The 21,756-nt window shown below is 62.1% G+C and carries 21 protein-coding genes; 9 read left to right on the top strand and 12 right to left on the bottom strand.

The genetic code is table 11. The features are described 5' to 3' along the window. Positions 1 to 264 precede the first annotated feature (264 nt). The 3 genes from dapA (at position 265) to C2U37_RS10405 (ending at position 3,606) form a co-directional block, all read left to right on the top strand. Complete coding sequence (gene dapA / locus C2U37_RS10395; protein ID WP_039040606.1) at positions 265 to 1,137, top strand: 4-hydroxy-tetrahydrodipicolinate synthase; 873 nt, start codon at positions 265 to 267, stop codon at positions 1,135 to 1,137. Between the two features lie 95 nt (positions 1,138 to 1,232). Then, positions 1,233 to 2,879, top strand: coding sequence for a sensor domain-containing diguanylate cyclase (locus tag C2U37_RS10400; protein ID WP_104452234.1), 1,647 nt, complete (start codon positions 1,233 to 1,235; stop codon positions 2,877 to 2,879). A 136-nt stretch (positions 2,880 to 3,015) separates the two neighbouring features. Beyond that, positions 3,016 to 3,606 carry an HAD family hydrolase gene (locus C2U37_RS10405; protein WP_041211731.1) on the top strand — a complete coding sequence of 197 codons (591 nt, stop codon included), beginning with the start codon at positions 3,016 to 3,018 and terminating at the stop codon, positions 3,604 to 3,606. 136 nt (positions 3,607 to 3,742) lie between these two features. On the opposite strand, the gene hfq is transcribed toward C2U37_RS10405, so the two are convergent. After that, positions 3,743 to 4,102 (bottom strand): RNA chaperone Hfq, encoded by a 360-nt coding sequence (gene hfq, locus C2U37_RS10410; RefSeq protein WP_039040603.1) that lies wholly within the window; start codon positions 4,100 to 4,102, stop codon positions 3,743 to 3,745. 176 nt (positions 4,103 to 4,278) lie between these two features. Between hfq and C2U37_RS10415 the strand changes: the two genes are divergently transcribed. From C2U37_RS10415 to C2U37_RS10425, 3 genes are read left to right on the top strand one after another with little or no spacing between them, the layout of a single operon-like run. After that, positions 4,279 to 5,550 (top strand): paraquat-inducible protein A, encoded by a 1,272-nt coding sequence (locus tag C2U37_RS10415; protein ID WP_104452235.1) that lies wholly within the window; start codon positions 4,279 to 4,281, stop codon positions 5,548 to 5,550. Next, entirely contained in the window at positions 5,543 to 7,189 is a 1,647-nt protein-coding gene (pqiB, locus tag C2U37_RS10420) for an intermembrane transport protein PqiB (protein ID WP_069651939.1), read from the top strand. Before C2U37_RS10415 ends, pqiB begins: the two co-directional genes overlap by 8 nt. Further along, complete coding sequence (locus tag C2U37_RS10425) at positions 7,189 to 7,758, top strand: PqiC family protein (protein WP_039040600.1); 570 nt, start codon at positions 7,189 to 7,191, stop codon at positions 7,756 to 7,758. The genes pqiB and C2U37_RS10425 overlap by 1 nt, the downstream gene beginning before the upstream one ends. Positions 7,759 to 7,813: 55 nt before the next feature. On the opposite strand, the gene ompA is transcribed toward C2U37_RS10425, so the two are convergent. Both ompA and C2U37_RS10435 read right to left on the bottom strand, forming a co-directional pair. After that, the gene (ompA, locus tag C2U37_RS10430; protein ID WP_104452236.1) at positions 7,814 to 8,851 is read right to left on the bottom strand and encodes a porin OmpA; all 1,038 of its coding nucleotides are present in this window, start codon (positions 8,849 to 8,851) and stop codon (positions 7,814 to 7,816) included. 278 nt (positions 8,852 to 9,129) lie between these two features. Further along, positions 9,130 to 10,137, bottom strand: a complete 1,008-nt coding sequence (locus C2U37_RS10435; protein ID WP_103858231.1) for an SGNH/GDSL hydrolase family protein — start codon at positions 10,135 to 10,137, stop codon at positions 9,130 to 9,132. A gap of 235 nt (positions 10,138 to 10,372) precedes the next feature. On the opposite strand from C2U37_RS10435, the gene C2U37_RS10440 reads away from it, so the two are divergent. Further along, a complete protein-coding gene (locus tag C2U37_RS10440; RefSeq protein ID WP_104452237.1) occupies positions 10,373 to 10,753 on the top strand; it encodes a YgiW/YdeI family stress tolerance OB fold protein in 381 nt (126 codons plus the stop codon). A gap of 57 nt (positions 10,754 to 10,810) precedes the next feature. Here C2U37_RS10440 and mltC read toward each other — a convergent pair whose 3' ends face one another. The 5 genes from mltC to C2U37_RS10465 all read right to left on the bottom strand — a co-directional run bounded on the left by mltC (position 10,811) and on the right by C2U37_RS10465 (position 15,882). After that, the gene (mltC, locus tag C2U37_RS10445; protein ID WP_104452238.1) at positions 10,811 to 11,914 is read right to left on the bottom strand and encodes a membrane-bound lytic murein transglycosylase MltC; all 1,104 of its coding nucleotides are present in this window, start codon (positions 11,912 to 11,914) and stop codon (positions 10,811 to 10,813) included. Positions 11,915 to 12,033: 119 nt separating this feature from the next. After that, complete coding sequence (locus tag C2U37_RS10450) at positions 12,034 to 12,306, bottom strand: oxidative damage protection protein (RefSeq protein WP_010675742.1); 273 nt, start codon at positions 12,304 to 12,306, stop codon at positions 12,034 to 12,036. Beyond that, entirely contained in the window at positions 12,303 to 13,388 is a 1,086-nt protein-coding gene (gene mutY, locus C2U37_RS10455) for an A/G-specific adenine glycosylase (protein WP_103259506.1), read from the bottom strand. The genes C2U37_RS10450 and mutY overlap by 4 nt, the downstream gene beginning before the upstream one ends. 167 nt (positions 13,389 to 13,555) lie before the next feature. After that, on the bottom strand, positions 13,556 to 14,239 hold the full coding sequence (exeB, locus tag C2U37_RS10460) for a GspB family T2SS assembly factor variant ExeB (protein ID WP_010675740.1): 684 nt from the start codon (positions 14,237 to 14,239) through the stop codon (positions 13,556 to 13,558). Continuing rightward, the gene (locus C2U37_RS10465) at positions 14,239 to 15,882 is read right to left on the bottom strand and encodes an ExeA family protein (protein ID WP_010675739.1); all 1,644 of its coding nucleotides are present in this window, start codon (positions 15,880 to 15,882) and stop codon (positions 14,239 to 14,241) included. Before C2U37_RS10465 ends, exeB begins: the two co-directional genes overlap by 1 nt. A 229-nt stretch (positions 15,883 to 16,111) precedes the next feature. On the opposite strand from C2U37_RS10465, the gene C2U37_RS10470 reads away from it, so the two are divergent. Further along, positions 16,112 to 17,350 carry a multifunctional CCA addition/repair protein gene (locus tag C2U37_RS10470; protein WP_045522083.1) on the top strand — a complete coding sequence of 413 codons (1,239 nt, stop codon included), beginning with the start codon at positions 16,112 to 16,114 and terminating at the stop codon, positions 17,348 to 17,350. Between the two features lie 101 nt (positions 17,351 to 17,451). Here C2U37_RS10470 and C2U37_RS10475 read toward each other — a convergent pair whose 3' ends face one another. Then, positions 17,452 to 18,717 (bottom strand): inorganic phosphate transporter, encoded by a 1,266-nt coding sequence (locus C2U37_RS10475; protein ID WP_041211725.1) that lies wholly within the window; start codon positions 18,715 to 18,717, stop codon positions 17,452 to 17,454. Positions 18,718 to 18,742: 25 nt separating this feature from the next. Continuing rightward, entirely contained in the window at positions 18,743 to 19,423 is a 681-nt protein-coding gene (locus tag C2U37_RS10480) for a TIGR00153 family protein (protein WP_010675736.1), read from the bottom strand. Between the two features lie 169 nt (positions 19,424 to 19,592). Here C2U37_RS10480 and C2U37_RS10485 point away from each other — a divergent pair, with 169 nt between their 5' ends. Further along, the gene (locus tag C2U37_RS10485) at positions 19,593 to 20,546 is read left to right on the top strand and encodes a CYTH domain-containing protein (protein ID WP_104452239.1); all 954 of its coding nucleotides are present in this window, start codon (positions 19,593 to 19,595) and stop codon (positions 20,544 to 20,546) included. Between the two features lie 79 nt (positions 20,547 to 20,625). On the opposite strand, the gene C2U37_RS10490 is transcribed toward C2U37_RS10485, so the two are convergent. After that, positions 20,626 to 21,096, bottom strand: coding sequence for a glycine zipper 2TM domain-containing protein (locus C2U37_RS10490; RefSeq protein WP_010675734.1), 471 nt, complete (start codon positions 21,094 to 21,096; stop codon positions 20,626 to 20,628). Positions 21,097 to 21,227: 131 nt separating this feature from the next. Next, complete coding sequence (locus C2U37_RS10495) at positions 21,228 to 21,680, bottom strand: GNAT family N-acetyltransferase (protein ID WP_104452240.1); 453 nt, start codon at positions 21,678 to 21,680, stop codon at positions 21,228 to 21,230. Positions 21,681 to 21,756: the final 76 nt, after the last annotated feature.

Here is a 21,756-nt window from a genome sequence, read left to right on the forward strand (position 1 = left end):
CATTTTTGGGCGGCCATTATACATGGCCGCTTTCGCCTTGACATTTATGCCGTGTTCCCGAAATATGCCCAGACGCCTTATTTACCCAGAGATGATGCAATGCGGTCATGCGTATCGAAACGAAAGCATAAACACAGCCTGACCATCGGGCCTGCTGGCGTGCGCGCGTAACCTCTCATCCCTGAGACGATTCAAGCCCCGGTAGCGACTCCCGTACCGGGGCTTTTTATTGACCAATCCATCTGTTTAGGAGAAGGAAATCCCATGTTTCAAGGTTCGATAGTTGCCCTGATCACCCCATTTCGACAGGGCCAGCTGGACGAGGCCGCACTGGCTCGCCTGGTGGAGTGGCACATAGAGCAGGGAACCCATGGCATAGTGCCGGTCGGCACGACCGGGGAGAGCCCGACCCTGACCCACGATGAGCATTGCCGCGTGGTGGAGCTGGTGGTCAAGCTGGTGGCCGGGCGCATTCCCGTGATCGCAGGTGCAGGCTCCAACAACCCGGTTGAAGCCATTGAATACACCCGCTATGCCGAGCAGATGGGAGCGGATGCCACCCTGCATGTGGCCGGTTACTACAACCGCCCCAATCAGGAAGGGCTCTACCACCACTTCAAGGCGGTGCACGACGCCACCACCAAACCCATCATCGTCTACAACATTCCGCCCCGCGCCATCGTTGACGTGCAGCCGGCGACCCTGGCCCGTCTGGCCGAGTTGCCTCGCATTGCCGGCGTGAAGGATGCCACCGGTGATCTGGCCCGCCCCTGGGTTGAACGCCAGCTCATCAAGAAGCCGTTTGCCTGGCTCTCCGGTGAAGACGCCACCGCCGTGGCCTACAACATCGGTGGTGGCCAGGGTTGCATCTCGGTGACGGCCAACGTGGCCCCCAAGCTGGTGGCCGAGGTGCAGAACCTGGCGCTGGCCGGTGAGTGGCAAGCTGCCCGCGAATTGCAGGACAAGCTCATTCCGCTGCACCAGGCCATGTTCGCCGAGCCGAGCCCCGCAGGGGCCAAGTATGCGGTCTCCCTGCTGGGTCTGTGCAGCGAAGAGTGCCGTCTGCCGGTGATGCCGCTCTCCGAGGCCACCCGCGAGCGCATCCGCAGTGCCATGCAGGCATTGAATCTGTTGTAAAAACTGGGCTCTGGATCTCGCTTTTGATTGCCCGGTCAATTAATGGCCGGGCTTTGCCGATATACTCGCTTGGATACAACCAAGGATGATTTGGCATGGAAGAATGGGATCCGGAGCACTTCACCAGTTTTGAACATCTCTGTGAAGTGACCTTGTCTGCGGTCAGGGAAAAAACAGAGGCTGAACAGATCTATCTGTGGCTGCGTGCTCCGACGCCCCAGCTCTATCACTATCGCCCGGAACAGGGTCTGCTCTGCCTGAGCGCCGACATCCTCTCTTCCCTCGAGTTGCCCATCCTCTTCATCGAACGTTCCCTTGCGCTCGGCCAGTTGCTGGTGGAGCCCATCGCGCCGACCCGTGCCATCTGGGAGCGGGAGAGCGTCGAACCCGAGATCCCGCGCCTGCGCGCCAGCTTCCCCCTCAAGCGTCACAAGGGGCTGGAGGCTGTGGTCTATCTGGAAACCCGCCGTCGTCTCGATCGCCTGCCAAGACGCCAGCAACAAAGCATCCAGCTGCTCATGCATTATCTCGCCGCCGAGCTCGAGAGTCGGCGACTCGCGGGACAGGTGGATCTGGAGCGGGATCAGCGGCTCCATACCCAGGCAGACCTCGTGCGCAGCCAGGCCCTGCAGGACTCTTTCCTCAGCATGCTGCAGGCGCTGCATCAGGTGGGGGTCAAGCTCTCCCGCTGCGAGAGCGAGGATCGTTTGCTGCACGACGCGGTGGCACTGGCCCGCCAGGAGTTGCAGTTCGATCGCATCGCCATCTTCCTGACTGACAGTGAATTCAAGACCATGCACGGTACCTGGGGTACCAACGAGGCGGGTGAGCTCATCGACGAGCGCCATTTCATCAGCCCCATTCCGGATCACCCCACGGTGCAGGAGGCGCTGCGTCGCAAGGACTATGTCCTGGTGCTGGAGGACACGCCTCTCTATTACGAGAAGCAGGAGGTGGGTCGCGGCTGGAACGCCATGGTGTCGCTCTGGGACGGGAGTACCCCCATCGGCTGGATCGCCGCCGACAACCTGCTCTGGCGGCGCCCGCTCAAGGCGTATCAGAGCGAGATCTTCAAGCAGTATGCCGCCGTTCTCTCCCAGTTGCTGATCCGCCAGCGCACCCAGGAGAAGCTTGAGCGCTTCAATCGGGAGCTGGAGCTGAGGGTGCAGGAGCGCACCCGGCAACTGGCCGATACCAACCGGGCGCTGGAGGAGGCCAACCGGCGCCTCTCCTTGCTGTCTCTGGAAGATCCCCTGACTGGCATCGCCAACCGCCGCCAATGGGACATCACCATGGAACGGGAGTGGGAGCGGGCTCGCCGCCATCAGGGGGTGCTGGCGGTGCTGATGATCGATGTGGACGAGTTCAAGTCCTACAACGATCACTTCGGCCACGGCAAGGGGGATCTGTGCCTGCAGCGGGTGGCGGCACTGCTGCAGGACACCGAGCGGCGGCGCACCAACCTGGTGGCCCGCTATGGGGGGGAGGAGTTTGTCATCCTGCTGTGTTCACCGCAGCCGGGAGAGGCGGAGCGGCTGGCGGAGCAGATCCACCACGGCCTTGACGCCTTGCAGATTCCCCATCCGGCCTCCCGGGTGGCGGCGACACTCACCGTCAGCATCGGGTTCAGCTATCTGGTCCCATCATCGGACAAGGAGTGGCAAACCCTGACCGAGCAGGCGGATCAGGCACTCTATCACGCCAAATCCCAAGGGCGTGCCTGTACCCTGGCATATCGCTGACACCTGCGTGGGGGCTGCTTCCTGGCATCGCCCTGTATAAATGAGGTGGCAAGCGTTTCTCGCCATCTGGCGCATGGCGATGCGCCCGCGCTCTGGCTAGAATGGGGGCCCATTTTTCACAGACAGATCCTGCACCATGACCCTATCCGGATTTCAAGGCCTGGTTTTCGACCTCGACGGCACTCTGGTGGACTCCATGCCCTTGCACCTGGCCGCCTGGGAGCACACCGCCCGCGAGTTTGGCTTTCGGTTCGACGCCGACTGGTTTTATGAGCTGGGAGGCATGCCCAGCCGCAAGATAGCCCTGCTGGTGGCCGAAGTGCAGCAGATCGCGCTGGATCCCCTGGTGGTGACACGCTGCAAGACCGAACACTATGTCGCCAACCTGCACAAGGCCACCCCCTTCCCGGCCATGCTGGATCTGGTGGAACGCTATCACGGCCGGATCCCCATGGGCATAGGGACAGGCTCTCCCCGTATCAATGCCGAAGCGGTGCTGCGCAACACAGGGCTGGATCGGTATTTCCCCGTGGTGGTCACCGCCGACGACGTGGAGCTGCACAAACCCCATCCAGACACCTTCCTGCTGGTGGCGCGACGCCTGGGGGTCGAGCCCGGTCAATGTCTGGTGTTCGAGGACACGGGCATAGGCGCACAGGCCGGTGAAGCGGCCGGCATGCAGGTCTGCATGGTCAGAGAGGGAAAACCGGTCGGGTTGACCTACTGAGTAACGAAGACGAGCGGGTCAACAACCTGCTCGGGAGAGAAGCCCCACTCTCATACGGGACAGGCGAAACATGAGAGTGGGGAGCAGATGTCACTGGCTGACGCAGCGACACCGTCAGGATGGGCGGGGGCGAGATTTACTGCTCGCTGCCGCCACCCTGGTTGTCGTCATAACGGCTGGGTGCGCCATGGGGGCGCGGCGCCATGGAAACCCGTGGCTTGCGGGCCCGCTGGATGCTGACGGCAGGACGGCCGGAGTGCATGGCAATGGTGGAAATCTTGGCCTTGTAGACCAGTTGCTGATTGCCATGGGCATCGGTCAACAGCACGCTGTACTGGTCAAAACCGCTGATGGTCCCCTCCAGCTTGATGCCGCTCACCAGGAAGATGGCGACCTGGCTACGGTTTTTGCGCAACCAGTTGAGGGCAGAATCTTGCCCGTTCCCGAGGGAGAAGGCCTGCTCGATAGTGGAGTAGCTTGGGGATTCAGTTGTCATAAATTATTGTCCCGCGGAAAAAAAGTGGCGTTTGATTGTGCTAAATGGTCACTGCCTTGTCAAAGTCATTCTCACACCCGGGCAGGATGGACAACGACAGGGCTGGTCGGCAGGGGCCGCTGCTGCAATAATTGGCGGCTCTGGCCCCGTGGCGGGCCTCATGCTGGGGTCTTATCTTGCATCCGGTTTCACACCAACATCCACCCACCTATACCCATGACGCGACCGCCTGCGAAGAGTGTGACCTGCTGGTGCCGGCCACCGAGCTGGCCGTGGGGGAGACGAGCAGTTGTCCGCGCTGCGGCCATACCCTGACTCGTCATCTGCCGGAGCAGGAGCGTAGGCCCATCGCCTATGGCTTTGCGGCCATCATCATGTTCGTGCTCTCCAACGCCTTTACCTTCATGTCGTTCTCGGCCAAGGGGGTGGGGCAGGAGATGACCTTCCTGCAGTGCATCACCACCCTGGTGGATCAAGGCTACCTGTTCCTCGGGGCCGTGCTGAGCATTACCCTGATCGGGTTGCCGCTGGTCTATATCGGCTCCATCATGCTGGTGCTGTGGCGCCTGGACAAGGATCTGCACAGCAAGGCCCTGCGCTCCCTTGGCCGCCTGCTGTGCCGGATCAAGCCCTGGCTGATGGTGGACGTCTTCCTCATCGGGGTGCTCATCTCTCTGGTCAAGCTGATGGGGATGGCCGACATCAAGATGGGGCTGTCGTTCTGGGCCTTCGTTGGCTACACCCTGCTGCTCATCAAGATGATCTCCTCCCTGGATCGGATGTGGCTGTGGCAGCGGCTGTTCGGCCCGACGGCGGCGAGGGAGCTGGATCCCGAGGAGAGCGCCCTGTCGTGCGGTCTGGTGGGCTGTCACATCTGCGGTGCCCTGAACGAGCAAGATGCCCATAGTTGCGTTCGCTGCGGGGATCACCTGCACAGCCGCAAGCCGGGTGGTCTGAACCGCACTTGGGCCCTGCTGATCACCTCGGTGATCCTCTATGTCCCAGCCAACCTGTATCCCATCATGGACACCGTGTTCCTGGGGGATGACAGCCCCTCGACCATCATGGGCGGGGTGGTGCTGCTGTGGACCATGGGCTCCTACCCCATTGCCGCCGTCATCTTCTTCGCGAGCGTGGTGGTACCGCTGGTGAAGATCCTGGCGCTGCTGTGGCTCTGCTACGTGGTGCAGCGCGGCCAGGGGACATCTCCCCTCGGCAAGCTAAAACTCTATCGCATGACCGAATTTGTGGGGCGCTGGTCGATGATCGACGTCTTCGTGGTGGCCATCCTGGCCGGTCTCATCCGGCTCGACAATCTGATGACCATCTACCCTGGCCCTGCGGCCGTCGCCTTTGCCGGGGTCGTACTGGTCACCATGGTGGCTGCCATGAGTTTCGATTCCCGCCTGATCTGGGATTTACAACAAGGAGAACGCGAACGTGAGTGAGCGTAAGACAAGGTGGAAACCGGGCTCTGATTTCATGAGTTCGGCTGCCGCTATCTGGATGGTGCCTTTGCTGGCGCTCTTCATCGGCGCCTGGATGCTGTTCCAGCACTGGTATTCACAAGGGCCGAGCTTCACCCTGACGGTGGCGACCGCCGAGGGCATAGTGGCGGGCAAGACGGTGATCCGTTCTCGTGAAGTGGAGGTGGGCCGTATCGAGACGGTGGAGCTTAGCGAGGATTACAGCCATGCCGTGCTCAAGGCTCGCCTGACCAATGCCGCCGCCGGCATGCTCAAGAAAGACAGCCAGTTCTGGGTGGTCAAGCCCAGGGTCGGGCGTGAGGGCGTTTCCGGTCTTGGCACCTTGCTCTCCGGTGCCTATATCGAGCTTTCTCCCGGCAAGAAGGGCAGGGCGCGAAGCGAATACGCCATGCTGGACAGGCCACCCCTGGCATCCCTGGATGCCAAGGGATTGCGGCTCTCCCTGTCCAGTCGGGATGCCAACGCGCTGGGTGCGGGCTCCCCCATCAGCTATCAGGGATTCACCATCGGCCAGGTCGAAGAGGCCAAGTTCCTGCCCGAGAAGAGCGAGATGCAGTACCAGCTCTTCATCAACGCGCCTTATGACGTCCTGGTGAGCAGCAACTCCCGGTTCTGGTTGACGCCCGGCTTCGAGGTCTCCATGAGCAGCGAGGGGATGAAGGTGAAGATGGACTCGCTGGAGAGCCTGATCAACGGCGGCATCACCATGGGGCTGCCTCCCGGCTGGTTGCCGGGGGAACCGGTGAAACAGAACGACGAGTTCGTGCTGTTCAAGGACGAGGAGAGCGTGCTGGCCGGTAGCCTGGATCAGTTCATCGACTATGTCTTCCTGTTCGACAATGATGTGGGCGGGCTGCATCCCGGCGCGGCGGTACAATATCGCGGCATCCGGGTCGGTACCGTCATCTCGGCTCCCTATCTCATCGACGACAAGGGCGTCCAGCTGTTCAAGAGCCGGCAGATCCCGGTGTTGGCGCGCATCGAGGTGCAGCGTCTCTCCCACCGTTATGCCAATGCGGAGAAGGAGCAGTGGCGGGCCCTGTTCAACAAGCAGTTCAAGGAAGGGCTGAGGGCCAGCCTCAAGACCGCCAGCCTGCTGACGGGGGGCAAGGTGATCGATCTGAACTTCTATCCGGATGCGCCAGTCTATCAGCCGCTCAAGATGGCGGGCTATCAGGTCTTCCCGACCGCCCAGGCCGGGCTGGATCAGATCGAGCGCAAGGTGAACCTCATCCTCGACAAGTTCGTCGACATGGACATGGCCACCACCCTCACTCAGGTCAACAGCACCCTGATGACGCTGGACAAGACGCTCAAGCATGTCAGTGCCGTGAGTGCGAATTTGGAGCAGTTTACTGGTCAGCAGTCGACCCAGCAGTTGCCGGCCTCCCTCAACCAGAGCCTCAAGCAGTTGCAGGAGACGTTGCAGACCTATGATGCCGGTTCCCAGACCAATCAGGAACTGCGCCAGTCGGTGCAATCCCTCAACCAGCTGATGAGCGAGTTGCAACCTCTGGTCCATTCACTGAACGAGCAGCCGAGTTCACTGATCTTTGACCGCGCTCGTCCGCGGGATCCCGAGCCCAAGCGAGGAAAATGATGAAAAAACGGATGATGACGCTGGCCTTGCTGGGCCTGCTGGCGGGATGTGGCAGTGCGCCGACGACGCTGCATTACTATTCGCTGGATGCCGACACGGCGCCGTCGAGTGTCACCACGGCACAGCCGCAGCACCAGTTGGTGCTGCGCCCCGTCGCCCTGTCCGGTCAGCTTGACCGGATGAGCCTGGTCTATCAGCTGGAGGGCAAGGAGCTGCACTTTGCCGAGTACCATCGCTGGGCAGGTTCCCTCGATGCCCAGTTGAACCAGTTGACCCTCAATGGCCTCTCCAGCCGCTTGCCTGGCTGGGTGGTGCGTCAGGACGGGGCCCGCAAGGGGCCTGTGCTGAGCATCTCGGTCGAGCGTTTCCAGGGGCGGCACGACGGCCGCGCCCTGCTGAGCGGTCGCTGGCGCCTGCTGACGGAGGAGGGGGTCGTGTTGAGAGATGTTCCCTTCCAGCAGGAGCGGGTGCTGCCTGCCGATGGGTATGGCGCCCTGGTGAACGAGCTGGGACAGGGCTGGCAACTGTTGCTCGATCAGATTGCGGCGGATGTACGCACGCGCATCTGAGGAAGCATAAAAAAAGACGGGAGGCCATGGCCTCCCGTTTTGTTTGGGGTCGTCGTTATTGCTGTACTTCCGAGACGCCCTGTACCTTGACCTCTACCCGGCGATCCGGGGCCAGGCAGACGATCAGCTCGCGCTTGGATTTGCTGGTGCAGCTGTCGCCGGTGACGGGAGACTGCTTGCCACGCCCTTCCACATTGACCTTGCCGGCGGGCAGCCCCTTGCCAATCAGGTAATCGGCCACGGTCCGGGCACGCTGCTCGGACAACTTCTGGTTGTAGGCCTCGGAACCGATGCGGTCGGTATAGCCGATGACGGTGGCCGACCCGTCTTTAGGCCTTTCCTCTTCAATCTGGCTGTAGAGGGTATCCAGCGCCTGCCCGGCCTGGGGCTTGAGGGTGGCCTTGTTGAAGTCAAACAGCACGTCCGAGCTCAAGGTGAACTGCTTGTCGACCATCACGGGCTCGGGCGCGGGGGCGGGGGCGGGAGCTGCGACCGGCAGAGCCGGTGCAACCTGACCGAAGCGGTAGACGGCGGCCAGGGAGAGCAGGCCGTTGTCCATGCGCAGGCCGGTATCGTCACGGCTGCCATACGGGGTGCTGTACTGGTATTCGAGGCGGGCTGCCCAATCCAGGTTCAGGGCATACTCCGCACCGAGCGCGCCGACGAAGGTGAAGCGGCTGTCGTTTTCCAGCTGATCGCTGTCGGTCCAGCCATAGCCGCCCCCGACACGGCCGTAAAGGTCCAGATTGTCCGCAACCGGGAAGCCCAGTTTCAGCGTGAGCTGGGCCAGCTGGGCTTGCACGGAGTCATTGAAGGCCGCGCCATTGCGGGTGCCGCTGTACTTGAGCTTGCCAAGGTAGTCATAACCGAGTTCGACACCCAGATTCTGGTTGATCTGGTAACCGGCGAAGGCACCGGCGCCGACTTCATCGTCGTCTTTGTCGGTGATGGCGATGGCGTTGCTTTCATCGACACCGTAGAAGTTGGACCAACCCAGTTTGGCACCGCCATACCAGGTGTTGTCTTGTCCGGCTGCCTGGGCGTTGGCCGCAAGCAAGCCTGAAACCAGCAAGGTAATCAGTGTTTTGTTCATAGATGCCTCTGCAATCTTGTGTGTGGGGAGCGCGAATTCATGTCGCCTCGCCTCGTGGGTTGGGCCTGTGTTCGACCACAACACGTTTAAACGTAGCTCGCTTTTCTCGATCTACAAGCAACTGATATAAAACATATTGTGATATCCATCTGCATCATAGTGGAGACAGAAGACCGCCGGGGAACCGTGACTCGAATCTGTGATGGGTGTCATATGGATTGCTTGCCCTTGTGGGCAAGAGGGCCGGCGAAGCGCCGGCCCTGGCAGGATGGCCTCCGTTATCGAGGGAGGAATTCGTACTCCTGTTCGATGAAGGCGGCAGCCCGCTCGCTCAGGGCGGCGTGTACCACTGTGGTGGGGTGGACCTGGTCCCAGAACATCTTGCCTTCACAGTTCAGCTCGCCCGCACTGCGGCGCGCCATGGGCGTTGCGACGGCCTGAGCCAGCAGAGGGTTGCCGGCGATGGCAAGGCGCTCCTCGGGATTGAAGGGGGCCAGTCGACTGTCGGTGGCGGCGCTGCGAGAGGCAAACGGCTTCCACACATAGCCGCCGCCATAGCAGGCGTGTTCGGTGTCGCTCAGGCCGAAGTTCTGTGGCTCGCGCAGCATCTCGGCGAACTGCTTGTCGATCTCGAACAATTTCACCATGCCGGTGGGAGCCAGCTGGCGTGCCAGGTTCAGCAGCAGCTGGTTGTGGTAGGCGGAGACATGGCTGGCCGCCTCGACCACTTTCTGGCTGCGGGCCGAGGGGTTCTGGCCCAGATCCGGCAGGTTGAACAACAGAATCTGCTTGGCGCCGTTCAATACCATGCGGTTGGCCGCATCGCTGATGGCGTCGCGCACCCGCTTGGCATCCTGCTCGGTGTTCCAGCCATAGGCCAGGTAGTCGTTGGCACCGACCCAGAGGATCACCAGATCGTCGGGCTTGAAGCTGTCCTTTTGCAGGAACTGGGTCACCTCGTAATCCAGGTTGTTGATGACCTGATACTTGGGATTCCAGGAGATCTTGTTGTAGGCCACGGCAGTGGCGCCCCCTTCCGCCTCGTTGGCGATGGCGAGGCCCGGGAAGTGCTGGGTGAGCTGCTCCAGCCAGACCGGGCCGTTGGAGAAGCGGCCCTGATGGTAAGGCGGGCTGGAGGGGAGGTAACCGCGCATCTTGTCGTACATCTTGCCGGTATCGGAGAGGCTGTCGCCGAACATCACGATGCGGGAGAAGGGGGGACGCGTCTCGGCGGCATGGGCCGTGAGGGCGAAGAGTCCCAATAAACACAAAAGCCATTTGTTCATGTAGCTGTTCTCATGGATGGGGCAGGACGGGCCTGCGGGCTGTTCCTCGATGGCGGCGGGCTGGGAACCCGCATGGCCAGGTGAAAAAGGTATCCACTCGAATACATTTTTGCAGCATGCCGTGGCCATTTAATCGCTTGCGATCACATCACTCCTCCCTGAATGGGGAGGCTTCACGCTTGTTTCACGCGCCCCCGGGCAAGATGCCCTCATACCGCAAAGACAGGAGCATGAAATGAACAACGCAAAAGCAATCGCCCTGGTGGCCCTGATGTCCGTCTCTTCCTTCGCCATGGCGGCCTACACCGGCCCCAAGGAGCAGAACAAGGTATCGGTCGCCCAGTTGAAAGACGTGGCCGATGATCAGTGGGTGACCCTGGAAGGCAAACTGGTCAAACACCTGGGTGGCGAAAACTACCTGTTCCGTGACGACAGCGGCGAGGTGGAAGTGGAGGTGGACGGTGACGTGTGGCGCGGTACCGAGGTGGGCCCTGACGATCTGATCCGCGTGCGCGGCGAAGTGGACCACAGCTGGAACAAGACCGAAGTCGAGGTGGAACACCTGGAGAAGGTGGGGGCAACGCCCCTGAGCAAGGGCGGCTTTATCGCCAAGTAAGCTTTCAGGCCACAGTAAATGAGAAGGGCGCTCCGGGAGCGCCCTTCTTGCATGCCATCAGCCAGCCCGGCTTGCGACGGTTCGCTTGAACCCCTTCTCGGCCTGATTGACCTTGTAGAGATAGCGGCGAGCCTCTGCCTTGGGATGCTGTTCGGTCAGCACCTGATAGACGGCCTCGGGGGAGAGGCGGTTTATCATGCCGGGGGCCGCCTTGCGATCGTTGGAGAAGGTGTTGAGCACCCCTCCCGCACCACCGTTGTAGGCGGAGATCACCGCATAGCGGCGGGACTGGGGATCCTGGATATCCGCCAGATAGACGGTCTGCAGCAGGTGCAGGTAGGCTGTCCCCACATCGATGTTGTAGGCCGGATTGAACAGATCTTCCCTGGTCGGCTGGCCATCCTTGCCCTTGACCCTCACATAGACATCCCGCCCAGCGGTAGCCGGGATCACCTGCATCAAGCCATAGGCGTTGGCGTGGCTGACCGCATAGGGGTTGAAGCTGCTCTCGGTCTTGATCACTGCGTAGATGAGACTCTCGGCGACGCCGTACTTGCGGGAGGCGTCGCGGATGATGCTGGCGTATTTGTAGCCGCGCCTGTCTTCGTGGTTGGCCACCATGGGAATGTCGATGAAGAAGATGTTGCGGATCCCGAGGGTGCGCTTCTTCATCGCGTTGGTGATCAGATAGTCGGCATAACGCTCTGCACGCCAGCTGGAGCGGATCGCTTGTCCCTGGTTGTCCAGCACCTGGCCATAGAGGAAGGGCTCGCCACCAGGCATGATCTCACGGTCGGAATAGAGGTCGACCTCTGCCGGATCGTCCGGGGTTAGCAGGGTTTCGATGATGGCGCGGCGCAGGTGGGCGCGGGGATCCAGACCCGAGACGGTCTCCACCATGATGTGACCGCTGGAGAAATCGATGTGGGCGCGGCTCTTGTACTGATCCGTGTATTTGACGTAGTCAAACTTGCCCGCGAACAGCGCCTCGCGCCCCCATATCTCGTTCACGTTATGGGAGAGCGCACTGATCATGTGTTCAAAACCGCGCACGTCCTTGCCGTTGACCAGATCATCATCGCCACTCCCGCTGGTCTGGGGTGTGGATGAACAGGCAGAGAGAAACAGCAGGGCGCACAGCAGCCCAAAAAAACGACCCATAAGATCCTCAAACCGGGCGGTGGGGCCGCCCGTCACTGACTGGCCTGAGCCAGGATTGGTGTCACCCTGCGGCATGTCGACGACTCAGGGGGACGCTGGCCCTTTGACTCGATTCCCGCTCACTGGCTGGGAGGGGTGTAGCCGTCGATCTGGACTTCACCCGCGTCGAACAGATAGCTGACCATCTCTTTTTCCAGCAACTGGCGGTGCTCGAGATTCATCATGTTCAGCTTCTTCTCGTTGATCAGCATGACCTGCTTCTTCTGCCACTCGGTCCAGGCTTCCTTGCTGATGTTGTCGAAGATCCGCTTGCCGAGTTCACCGGGGTAGAGTTGGAAATCGAGACCCGGCGCTTCTTTCTTCAGGCGCAGGCAAAATACGGTACGGCTCATGTTGACCTCTGTGGTTGCAAGTCTGGTTGTAAGTCCGGGTAGGCGAGCAGACGGGCCGTGGCCGCCGCCAATCCCACCTCGGCAGGATGGCGTAAGTTATACCAGAGTCGGGTATCCGCTTCCATGAGCAGGGGGGCGGGCGGAACAGCCATTTCGATCAGCAAAGGGCGGATATCGAGGTGGAAGTGGCTGAAAGTGTGACGAAATCCAGCGAGCTCCTGATAGGCGGCATCCTCCAGCCCCAACTCCCGCAGTCGTCCGGTCACCTCGGTGAGGGATTCCACCTGCGGGAAGCAGTAAAGCCCGCCCCAGATCCCTTGCGGCGGACGCTTCTCCAGCAGCAGCTGATCGCCGTGGCGGATGATCAGCATAATGCCGTTGCGTGCCGGAATGCTCTTCTTCGGCTTGCTGTGAGGGTAGGAGGTGGGGTTGCCCTGCGACAGCCCCTGGCAATCGGCCTGCACCGGGCAGCGCTCGCAGGCGGGCTTGCTGCGGGTGCAGACGGTGGCCCCCATGTCCATCATGGCCTGGTTGTACTGGGCCACCCCGACGCGCGGGGTGAGGCGGGTCGCCAGCTCCCAGAGATCGTGCTCGACCTGCTTCTGGCCCGGCCAGCCCGCCAGCGCCAGCCAGCGGGTGAGTACCCGCTTCACGTTGCCATCCAGGATGGCGTGGGGCTGGCCCAGAGAGAGGGAGAGCACGGCCCCGGCGGTGGAGCGACCGATGCCGGGCAGAGCCATCACCTCTTCCAGTTGTTCCGGAAAGAGGCCGCCGTGCAGATCGCGGATCTGCTGGGCGGCCTTGTGCAGGTTGCGGGCGCGCGCGTAGTAGCCAAGCCCGGTCCAGTGATGCAGCACCTCGTCGATGGGGGCGTTGGCCAGGGCCAGCACGTCGGGGAAGCGGGCCATGAACCGCTCGTAATAGGGGATGACAGTGGCAACCTGAGTCTGTTGCAGCATGATCTCGGAGACCCAGACCCGGTAGGGGGTCTTGTCCTGCTGCCAGGGCAGGGTCTTGCGGCCGTGGATCTGGTACCAGTCCAGAATACGGGTGGCGAAGGTGGTGTTGTCTGAGTGGCTCACAGTGTGCTCATGTTCTGATGATAAGTCCGCCCGCCATCAGGAGGGCGATCCCCGACCCGGCGCATGGCAAAGGTCGAGTGTAGGTTATTGATTAAAAAGGGGAGCTCTCGGGCTCCCTCTGAATAGGCGGTGACCTTCCCGGGGGAGGGCCACTGGATGCCGGCAGATCAGCCGCGCCAGTCTTGCAGCGCCTTGAGGCTGGCATACTGGCCGCCGACCTGCAGGACGATGTAGTCCTGGGCGATGGCTGCCAGGATGACACCGGGGGCTATTTCATTGCCCTCGCGCCACTCCCGTCCATTGAGCACGACGGCCCGCTTGGCAGGGTCGGAGGAGTAGTTGTGGGCACCATAGGTCAGGGACGGTACCTGCTGTTTCAGGGCCGGGGCCAGGGCGCCGAGGGGGATGGCACTGGTCTGGACCTGAGCCTGGGGCGCACTCTCTTCCACCAGCGGCGTGTTGTTGAGGGCGGCCATCAGCCGTTCTGCCAGACTCTGCCCCCCCTGGTTTGCGGTAGTCGCAGCCGGGGTTGCGGCAGGTCTTGGAGCGACCACGGGCTCCGGCAAGGGGGGCGGCAGCGGCCGGGTGATCATGGGCCTGGGTTCGACCCGCACGAAGGGGGGAGTCACCACTTCCTTCACTTCGACCTGCTGTTCCACGGGTTTGAGGTGATAGAGGTGCCAGCCATAGTTGGCGGCGGCGCCCATCACCAGGGCCAGGGGCACCAGGGCCCACCAGATCCAGCGGCGGTTGGGCTCCTCTTCCTGGCTCACGGGCAGACCCATGAGCGGCATATGGGGGGTGAACTGGGGCTGGTCGGCCCGGCGCAGGGCCTTGAGCAGGGTGGACATCAGGAGGCCTCCTCGACCATGGGATCCGTCTCATCATCCGCCACGCTGTCGAGATCGACCGGCGTACTGGCTCGCAGGGATTCATCCTCCAGCCTGGGCATGGGTTCGCCGGAGGCCACATTCAGCCGCAGCAGGGTGTTGCTGCCGGCGATGCCGTCCGGGGTCAGTCCCTGCTCGCGCTGGAACTGTTGCAGCTTGTTCTTGAGGGTGGCATCGAATCGACTCACCTTGCGATCGGGTTGCTGCATGGCGCGGCTAAGGGCGTTGTCCAGCCACTGCACCTGGGCAGCCCCGGCATTGCTCGCTATCAGGGGCACGTTGCCCCTGGGCATGCGCCAGAGCAGGGTGTAGCTGCCGCCCCAGGCGTCGGAGAGCCACTGCCTGTCCACCTGCCAGCTCTGGTTGCCGATGAGCAGGGAAGCCTTGTCCGCCCCCAGGCTGACCAGGGTGGCGTAATAGAGGCCGCCGGTCTCGTCGGTGAGACTGATGAGGGCCGGGTATTGCAGCGCCTGCAATTGCGCCAGGGAGGCTTCTCCCTCCTGGCAGCGCAGGCCCGCACGGGGGGCATTGTCGCAGGTTGCCTCCTCCAGCTCGGCCTGGTAGCCCCATACCTTGTAGAGATTCTGCATGGCGACGTCCGGCTCCAGCGCCTGATTGATGGCGCGGGTCAGCTGGGCTTGCTGCTCCGGCGTGTCATCCACCTTGACCGGTACCTCGACCTTGACCAGGGGGCGGGCTGGGAAGAATCCGAAGAATTGCCAGCCCCACCAGCCGGTGGCGACCAGCAGGGCGCCCACCAGGGCGACCGTGAGGCCGGATTGCCAGCTTCCCTCGTCGCGAATGCCGCTCACCTCATACGCGGACTGGCTGATGTCCCCGTGCACTATCTTGTGGCTGCCACGGGCGAAGGCGGCGATGAGGGCGCGGTCGCAGATGAGGTTGATGAGACGGGGAATGCCCCCGGAGAGGCGATGCAGGGTCTGGATGGCCCTGGGGGTGAAGATGGGCTGGACGCAGCCTGCCACCTGCAACCGGAAGCGGACATAGGCATCCACATCCTGGCGCGACAGCGGCAGCAGGTGATAGCGGGCGGTGATCCGCTGCGCCAGCTGGCGCAGCAGGGGCTGGCGCAGCATCTGTTGCAGCTCGGGCTGGCCGATGAGCACCACCTGCAGCAGTTTCTTCTCGTCTGTCTCCAGATTGGTGAGCAGTCGCAACTGCTCCAGCACGCCGGGCAGCAGGTGCTGGGCTTCATCCACCAGCACCACGCTGCGCTTGCCTGCCGCCAGATTCGCCAGCAGATGATCCCGGATAAGGTCGAACAATTGCTTGAGGCTGGCCTCTTCGCCGTAGGGCAACTGGAATTCGTCGCAGATGGCGGCCAGCAGATCCCGCTCGGTCAGAGAGGGATTGAGGATGTAGGCGATCTCGGTGTCGGCGGGCAATTGCTGCAGCAGGCAGCGGGAGACGGTGGTCTTTCCCGTACCCACTTCCCCGGTCAGCAGCACGAAGCCGCCACCGTCCTGCAACCCGTAGTTGAGGTGGGCGAGGGCCTCCCCGTGACGCTCGCTCATATAGAGGTATTTGGGATTGGGCGAGATGGAGAACGGGGGCTCCGACAGACCGAAGAACTGTGTGTACATAAGGATCCATTCCATTGTTATGGGCGGCAGGTTAAAGCCTCCCAAAAGGGATGTCAAAGACCCGGATACCATAAGGGGAGCTGGCTCGAACCACGGGCTGACTCACCCAGGACGATGGCGGGAAGTGGCCGCCCGGCTGAGTGATGGCGAGCCCGGTGCGACGGGTGCACATCGTCTCTCTTGGCCAAAAGCGGTATCATCGGGGCAAGTTTATCGAGGGAGAGTGCGCGTGCAGATTTATCTGGTCGGAGGGGCGGTGCGGGATCGCCTGTTGGGATTGCCCCAGGGGGATCGGGATCACCTGGTGGTCGGCGCCACGGTGGAGCAGATGCTGGGTCTCGGATTCACCCAGGTGGGCCGAGACTTTCCGGTCTTTCTTCACCCCAAAACCCAGCAGGAGTACGCCCTGGCGCGCACCGAGCGCAAGCAGGGGCAGGGTTACACCGGCTTCGTCTGCCATGCCGCCCCCGAGGTGACGCTGGAGCAGGATCTGCTGCGCCGGGATCTCACCATCAACGCCATCGCCGAAGATGAGGACGGGCAACTGCACGATCCCTACGGCGGCGTGCAGGATCTGGAGGCGCGGTTGCTGCGCCATGTCTCGCCGGCCTTTGCCGAGGATCCCCTGCGCATCCTGCGGGTGGCGCGCTTCGCCGCCCGTTTCCATGCCCAGGGGTTCGTGGTGGCCCCCGAGACGTTGGGGCTGATGCGCGAGATGACGGAGGCTGGAGAGCTGGCCCACCTGACCCCGGAGCGGGTCTGGAAGGAGCTGGAAAAAGTGCTGCTGGGGCCGACACCCCAGATCTTCTTCGAGGTGCTGCGCGAATGCGGCGCACTCAAGGCGCTCTTCCCCGAGCTCGATGCCCTGTTCGGGGTGCCGGCCCCTGCCAGATGGCACCCGGAGATCGACACCGGCATCCATACCATGATGGTGCTGGCGCAGGCATGTCGTCTCTCCCCCGAATTGACCGTGCGCTTCGCGTCCCTCTGCCACGACTTTGGCAAGGGGCTGACTCCGCCCGCCTTCTGGCCGAGCCATCACGGCCATGGTCAGAAGGGGTTGCCGCTCATTCGGGATTTTTGCGAGCGCTTCCGGGTGCCGAACGAGTGTCGCGATTTGGCCCTGCTGGTGAGCGACCTGCACACCCATATCCACATTGCCTTCGAGCTCAAGCCCGCGACCCTGCTCAAGGTATTCGACAAGGCCGATGCCTGGCGCAGACCGGAGCGCTTTGCCCAGCTGCTCGATGCCTGTCGCGCCGACTTCCACGGTCGTACCGGCTTCGAAGAGAAGGTCTACAGTCAGCCGGACTATGTCGCCGAGGCCCTGGAGGCGGCGCAGGCTGTGCCGGTCAAGGAGATAGTGGCGGCCGGCTTCAAGGGGGAGGCAATCCGCGAGCAGCTTGCCAAGCGGCGGCTCGATGCCATCAGCCGGGTGCGCGACGAGTGGACCTTCATCGAGGAGTAAACGCCGCAGCCGATCGACGCTCAATCGACGGCGTGATATGGGCGAAGCATAAAAAAGCCCGGGTCAATGACCCGGGCTTTTTGTCGTGCGGCGTGGGCTGCTCAGGAGAAGCAGGCCTGCAGCACGTAGAAGATGGCGATGGCCAGGATGGCGCCCGCGGGCAGGGTGATGACCCAGGAGACCACGATGTTGCGCAGCACGCCCAGGTTCAGGGCCGCGATGCCCCGTGCCAGACCGACACCCATGACGGCACCCACCAGGGTCTGGGTGGTGGAGATGGGCAGACCGGTGCCGGAGGCGATCACCACGGTGGCGGCGGTGGCCAGCTGGGCGGCGAAGCCACGGCTCGGGGTCAGGTGGGTGATGCCGGTGCCGACGGTCGCCATCACCTTCTCGCCCATGGTGGCCAGACCGATGACGATGCCGATGCCGCCAAGGGGCAGGATCCACCAGGCGATGTGGGAGCTGCCGCCGATCTCGCCGCCGGCCGCCACGATGGAGGCGACTGCAGAGAGCGGACCGATGGCGTTGGCCACGTCGTTGGAGCCGTGGGCGAAGGCCATGGCACAGGCGGTGATGATCATCAGGATGCCGAACACCTTCTCCACGTTGGCGAAGTGCATCTTGCTGTCATCTTTCGGGTTGTACTGCTGGCCGCGGATATAGATCCAGCCGGCAAACGCCACCGCGATGGAGATGGCGACGGAGAGCAGGACGCCCTCGCCATTGCTCAGGTGCAGACCGACGTGGGTCAGCCCCTTCTTGATGGTGACTAGGCAGATGACCAGGGACGTCAGGAACATGTAGAAGGGGACATAGCGCTTGGCGTTGTCCAGGGGGTTGTCCGTGTTGAAGATGAGCTTCTGCACGCTGATGAACATGAAGTAGGCGATGATGCCCGAGATGGCCGGCGTGACTACCCAGGAGCCGACGATGCCGCCAAACTTGTTCCACTGTACCGCTTCCGGACCGATGCTCACCACGGCGAAGCCCACGATGGCGCCGATGATGGAGTGGGTGGTGGAGACGGGCCAGCCGAAATAGGAGGCCAGGATCAGCCACAGACCCGCAGCCAGCAGGGAGGCGATCATGCCGAGCACCAGCAGATCCGGCGTGTCGGCAAAGGCGTTGCTGTCGATGATGCCGCTGCGGATGGTGGCCGTCACTTCGCCACCGGCCAGATAGGCACCGGCGAACTCGAAGATCATGGCGATGATGATCGCCTGACGGATGGTCAGGGACTTTGTGCCGACCGATGTGCCCATGGCGTTGGCGACGTCGTTCGCACCAATGCCCCAGGCCATCAAAAAGCCGAACAAGGCCGCCACGAGCACCAGGGTGGTGCCGTAATTTGCGATAATGTCCATTAGTAGTGTTTACCCAGTCAGTCGATTACGAACGAGCCAGCATCAATTCCAGACGGGCGCCAACGCGCTCTGCCTGATCAGCCAGGTCACCTACCCATTCGAGGATCTTGTAGAGGAACATAACGTCGATCGGATTGTATTTGTGCTCAACGGCTTGCAGCTGTTGGCGCAGTCCGATCTGCATGGTGTCAGTATCGTCCTCGATGAGATCCAGCTGGTGGATCATCTCGGCAACCATTTCAACTTCACGTCCTTTAAAGCCGGTTTCGAGCAGCTCATCGAGTTCTCCGATGGCTTTTTCGGCTTGGGCGGTCGCATCGATACAGCGTTTGAGATAGGCCATGAAATCGGCGCGCATCTCGGTGGGGAATTCCATCTTGCGGCCAAGCATGCGACCGGAAATATCCTTGGCACGGTTGGCAATCTTGTCCTGCTGGGTCAAGAGCTCCAGCAGATCGGTACGGGCGACCGGCAGGAACAGGCCGCGAGGGAGTTTCAAGCGGATTTCGCGCTTGAGGATGTCCGCTTCTTTTTCCAGCTGGGCGATCTGTTGCCGGATCTTCTCGGCATCTTCCCAGCGGTCTTCAGCGACGGCATCAAAGAAGGGAATGAGCTGTTCGCAGCACACGTGAACCTTGACGATATGCTTCTGCAGCGGCTTGATGGGGGACTTGGCAAAAAGACCCAAAATAGTATTTACTGGCATGGCCAAACCTGTGTCGGTGAAAAAACACTCGATACGATTTTATGAGGGGCGCATGGTAACCGAACTGTGCCATCAATAAAACCGTGAATTAATCGTGAACTGTCGCTGGCATTATATCCTCGCGACCCTGAACATGCCCCCCAAAGTTGCCCGCCAGCCCGGAATGACTATGCAAACTGAGATCGAGATAAAGTTTTTCGTCACCAGCAATATTCAAGAATCCATCTCCAACATTCTGAATTCACTAGAGATTATCTCTTCCAATCAAGCCGCTCTTGGCAACGTCTATTTCGACACGCCCGATCTGGGTTTGCGTGGGCTCGAGATGGGGTTGCGCATTCGTCGCAGCGATGATTTTTCCGAGCAGACCATCAAGTGCCGGGGGCAGGTCGTGGGCGGATTGCACGCCAGACCCGAGTACAACACCCCGGTGGAGGGAACCATTCCGACCCTGTCTGCCTTTCCTGCCGATATCTGGCCGAGTCTGGTGGTGCGCGATGAACTCCAGAGCCGTCTGGTGGCCCAGTTCAGCACCGATTTCCTGCGCCGCCACTGGCTGCTCGCATTCGGAGATGCCGAGATCGAGCTGGCCTGGGATCAGGGGGAGATTGTCGGTGCCCTGGGGCGTATCGGGATCGACGAGCTGGAGCTGGAGCTGAAATCCGGCGATGCCCGCGCCCTGTTCACCCTGGCGAGCAAGCTGGCGGCGCTGGGAGGATTGCGGCTGGGTGCCCAGTCCAAGGCGCAGCGCGGATACAGGCTGGCTGGGCTTGGCAAGCCACTGGCCGTGCAGCCCCTGCAAAGGATTGTGGGCAAAGATCAGAAGGTCAGCATTACCCTGGGTCTGCAGCACTGGCAGCATCATGAGCAGCTCTGGCTCGAGAGTGGCGATGCTGGCGAACAACAACGGGCGCTGCATGCCCTGCTCGAGGGGGTATCCCTGGTTGCCGAGGCAGCAGGCACGCTGACGGTGCCCCCCTCCTGGCTGGCCGACCTGCAGGCGCAACAGCGTCTGATGGTGCAGGTGGCCGGGGATCGTGCATCACTGCATGCCCTGTTCCACCATGCCGACCTGGTGGGCCTGCAGCTGTCCATCGCGGCTTGGCTGCATCTGGGCGGGTGAATCCTCAGTGGTGCAGAGCGCAAAAAGGTGAGCCCGGGCTCACCTTTTTTTATGGCATTGTGCACCTTGAGCGGCGCTATCAGTTCACCACGGCCACGTTGATGGTGCCGTTGCCCTGGGTCATGCGGACCCGGGCGCCAGGCACAAAGGTGGGGCTGGCCTTTTGTACCACCACGATGGATTCGCCGTTCTCTTTCTTGATCTCGAGCTCGACCCCGTCAACCTGGTTGAGTTTGTCCCCTGCCGCCTTGCCGGCCGCCGCACCCGCGATGGCGCCACCGGCCGCCGCGATGTCACTGCCACGACCGCCGCCTATGGTGCTGCCGAGCAGGCCGCCGACCACGGCGCCGCCAATGGTGCCGATCAGGGAGTTCTCATCGGCCTGGATCTTGACGGGGCGGGTGGAGAGGATGGTGCCATAGCTGACGGTCTGTACCTGCTTGGCGCGATCCTTGGTGTAGACATCGCCGGAGTAGACGTCGCTGTTGGCACAGCCGGTGATGGCGGTGGTGGCCGCCAGCAGGGTGACGAGAGCAATACGTTTGAACATGATGGGCCTCCTGGGCGGGCATCGGATTAATCTGGTGATGAATTGCACTTTACGCCAACCAGATTGCGCATTAAACCCGCAAAGTGTAACCAATTATGTGGCCGGAAGGCTCCCGTGCCGGTGACGGATGGTCAGGTCAGGGCTTTTTCCAGCAGCAGGCGATCCTCGCCCGGCCCGAAGTAGCCTCTCTCTTCTGCCAACTGCTGATAACCCAGCCTTAAGTAGAGGCGCTGGGCCGGATTGGCGGGATCCACGGTCAGCCTCACCCGGGCAACCTGCAAATGCGCCAGAGCCTGCTCCACCTGCAACATCATTTGCTCGGCCAGGCCGAAGCCGCGCGCTTCGGGACGCACTGCGAGGGAGAGCAGCCAGCCCTGCGACCGATCCTGACCAAGCCCCCCGAGGGCATAGCCCAGCAGCCGGCCTTCCCGTTCCGCGACGACCAGCAGTTCGGGCCACAGATCCATGGCCTGGCGAAAGAAGAAACCGGGGTAGACATCCTCGCCGAAGACATCGGCATCTATCTGCCAGATGGCGTGCATGTCGGTGTGGGTGGCAAGGCGCAATACGGGGGACGAGTGCATCGGGGCTCCTCTGATCGGGTCTCTGCTGCGGGGCAGCCAAAAAGGAGGCACAGGGTAGAAGGGGCGGGGAGTCGAT

The organism is Aeromonas sp. ASNIH1 (assembly GCF_002934285.1).
Classification (GTDB): domain Bacteria; phylum Pseudomonadota; class Gammaproteobacteria; order Enterobacterales; family Aeromonadaceae; genus Aeromonas; species Aeromonas caviae.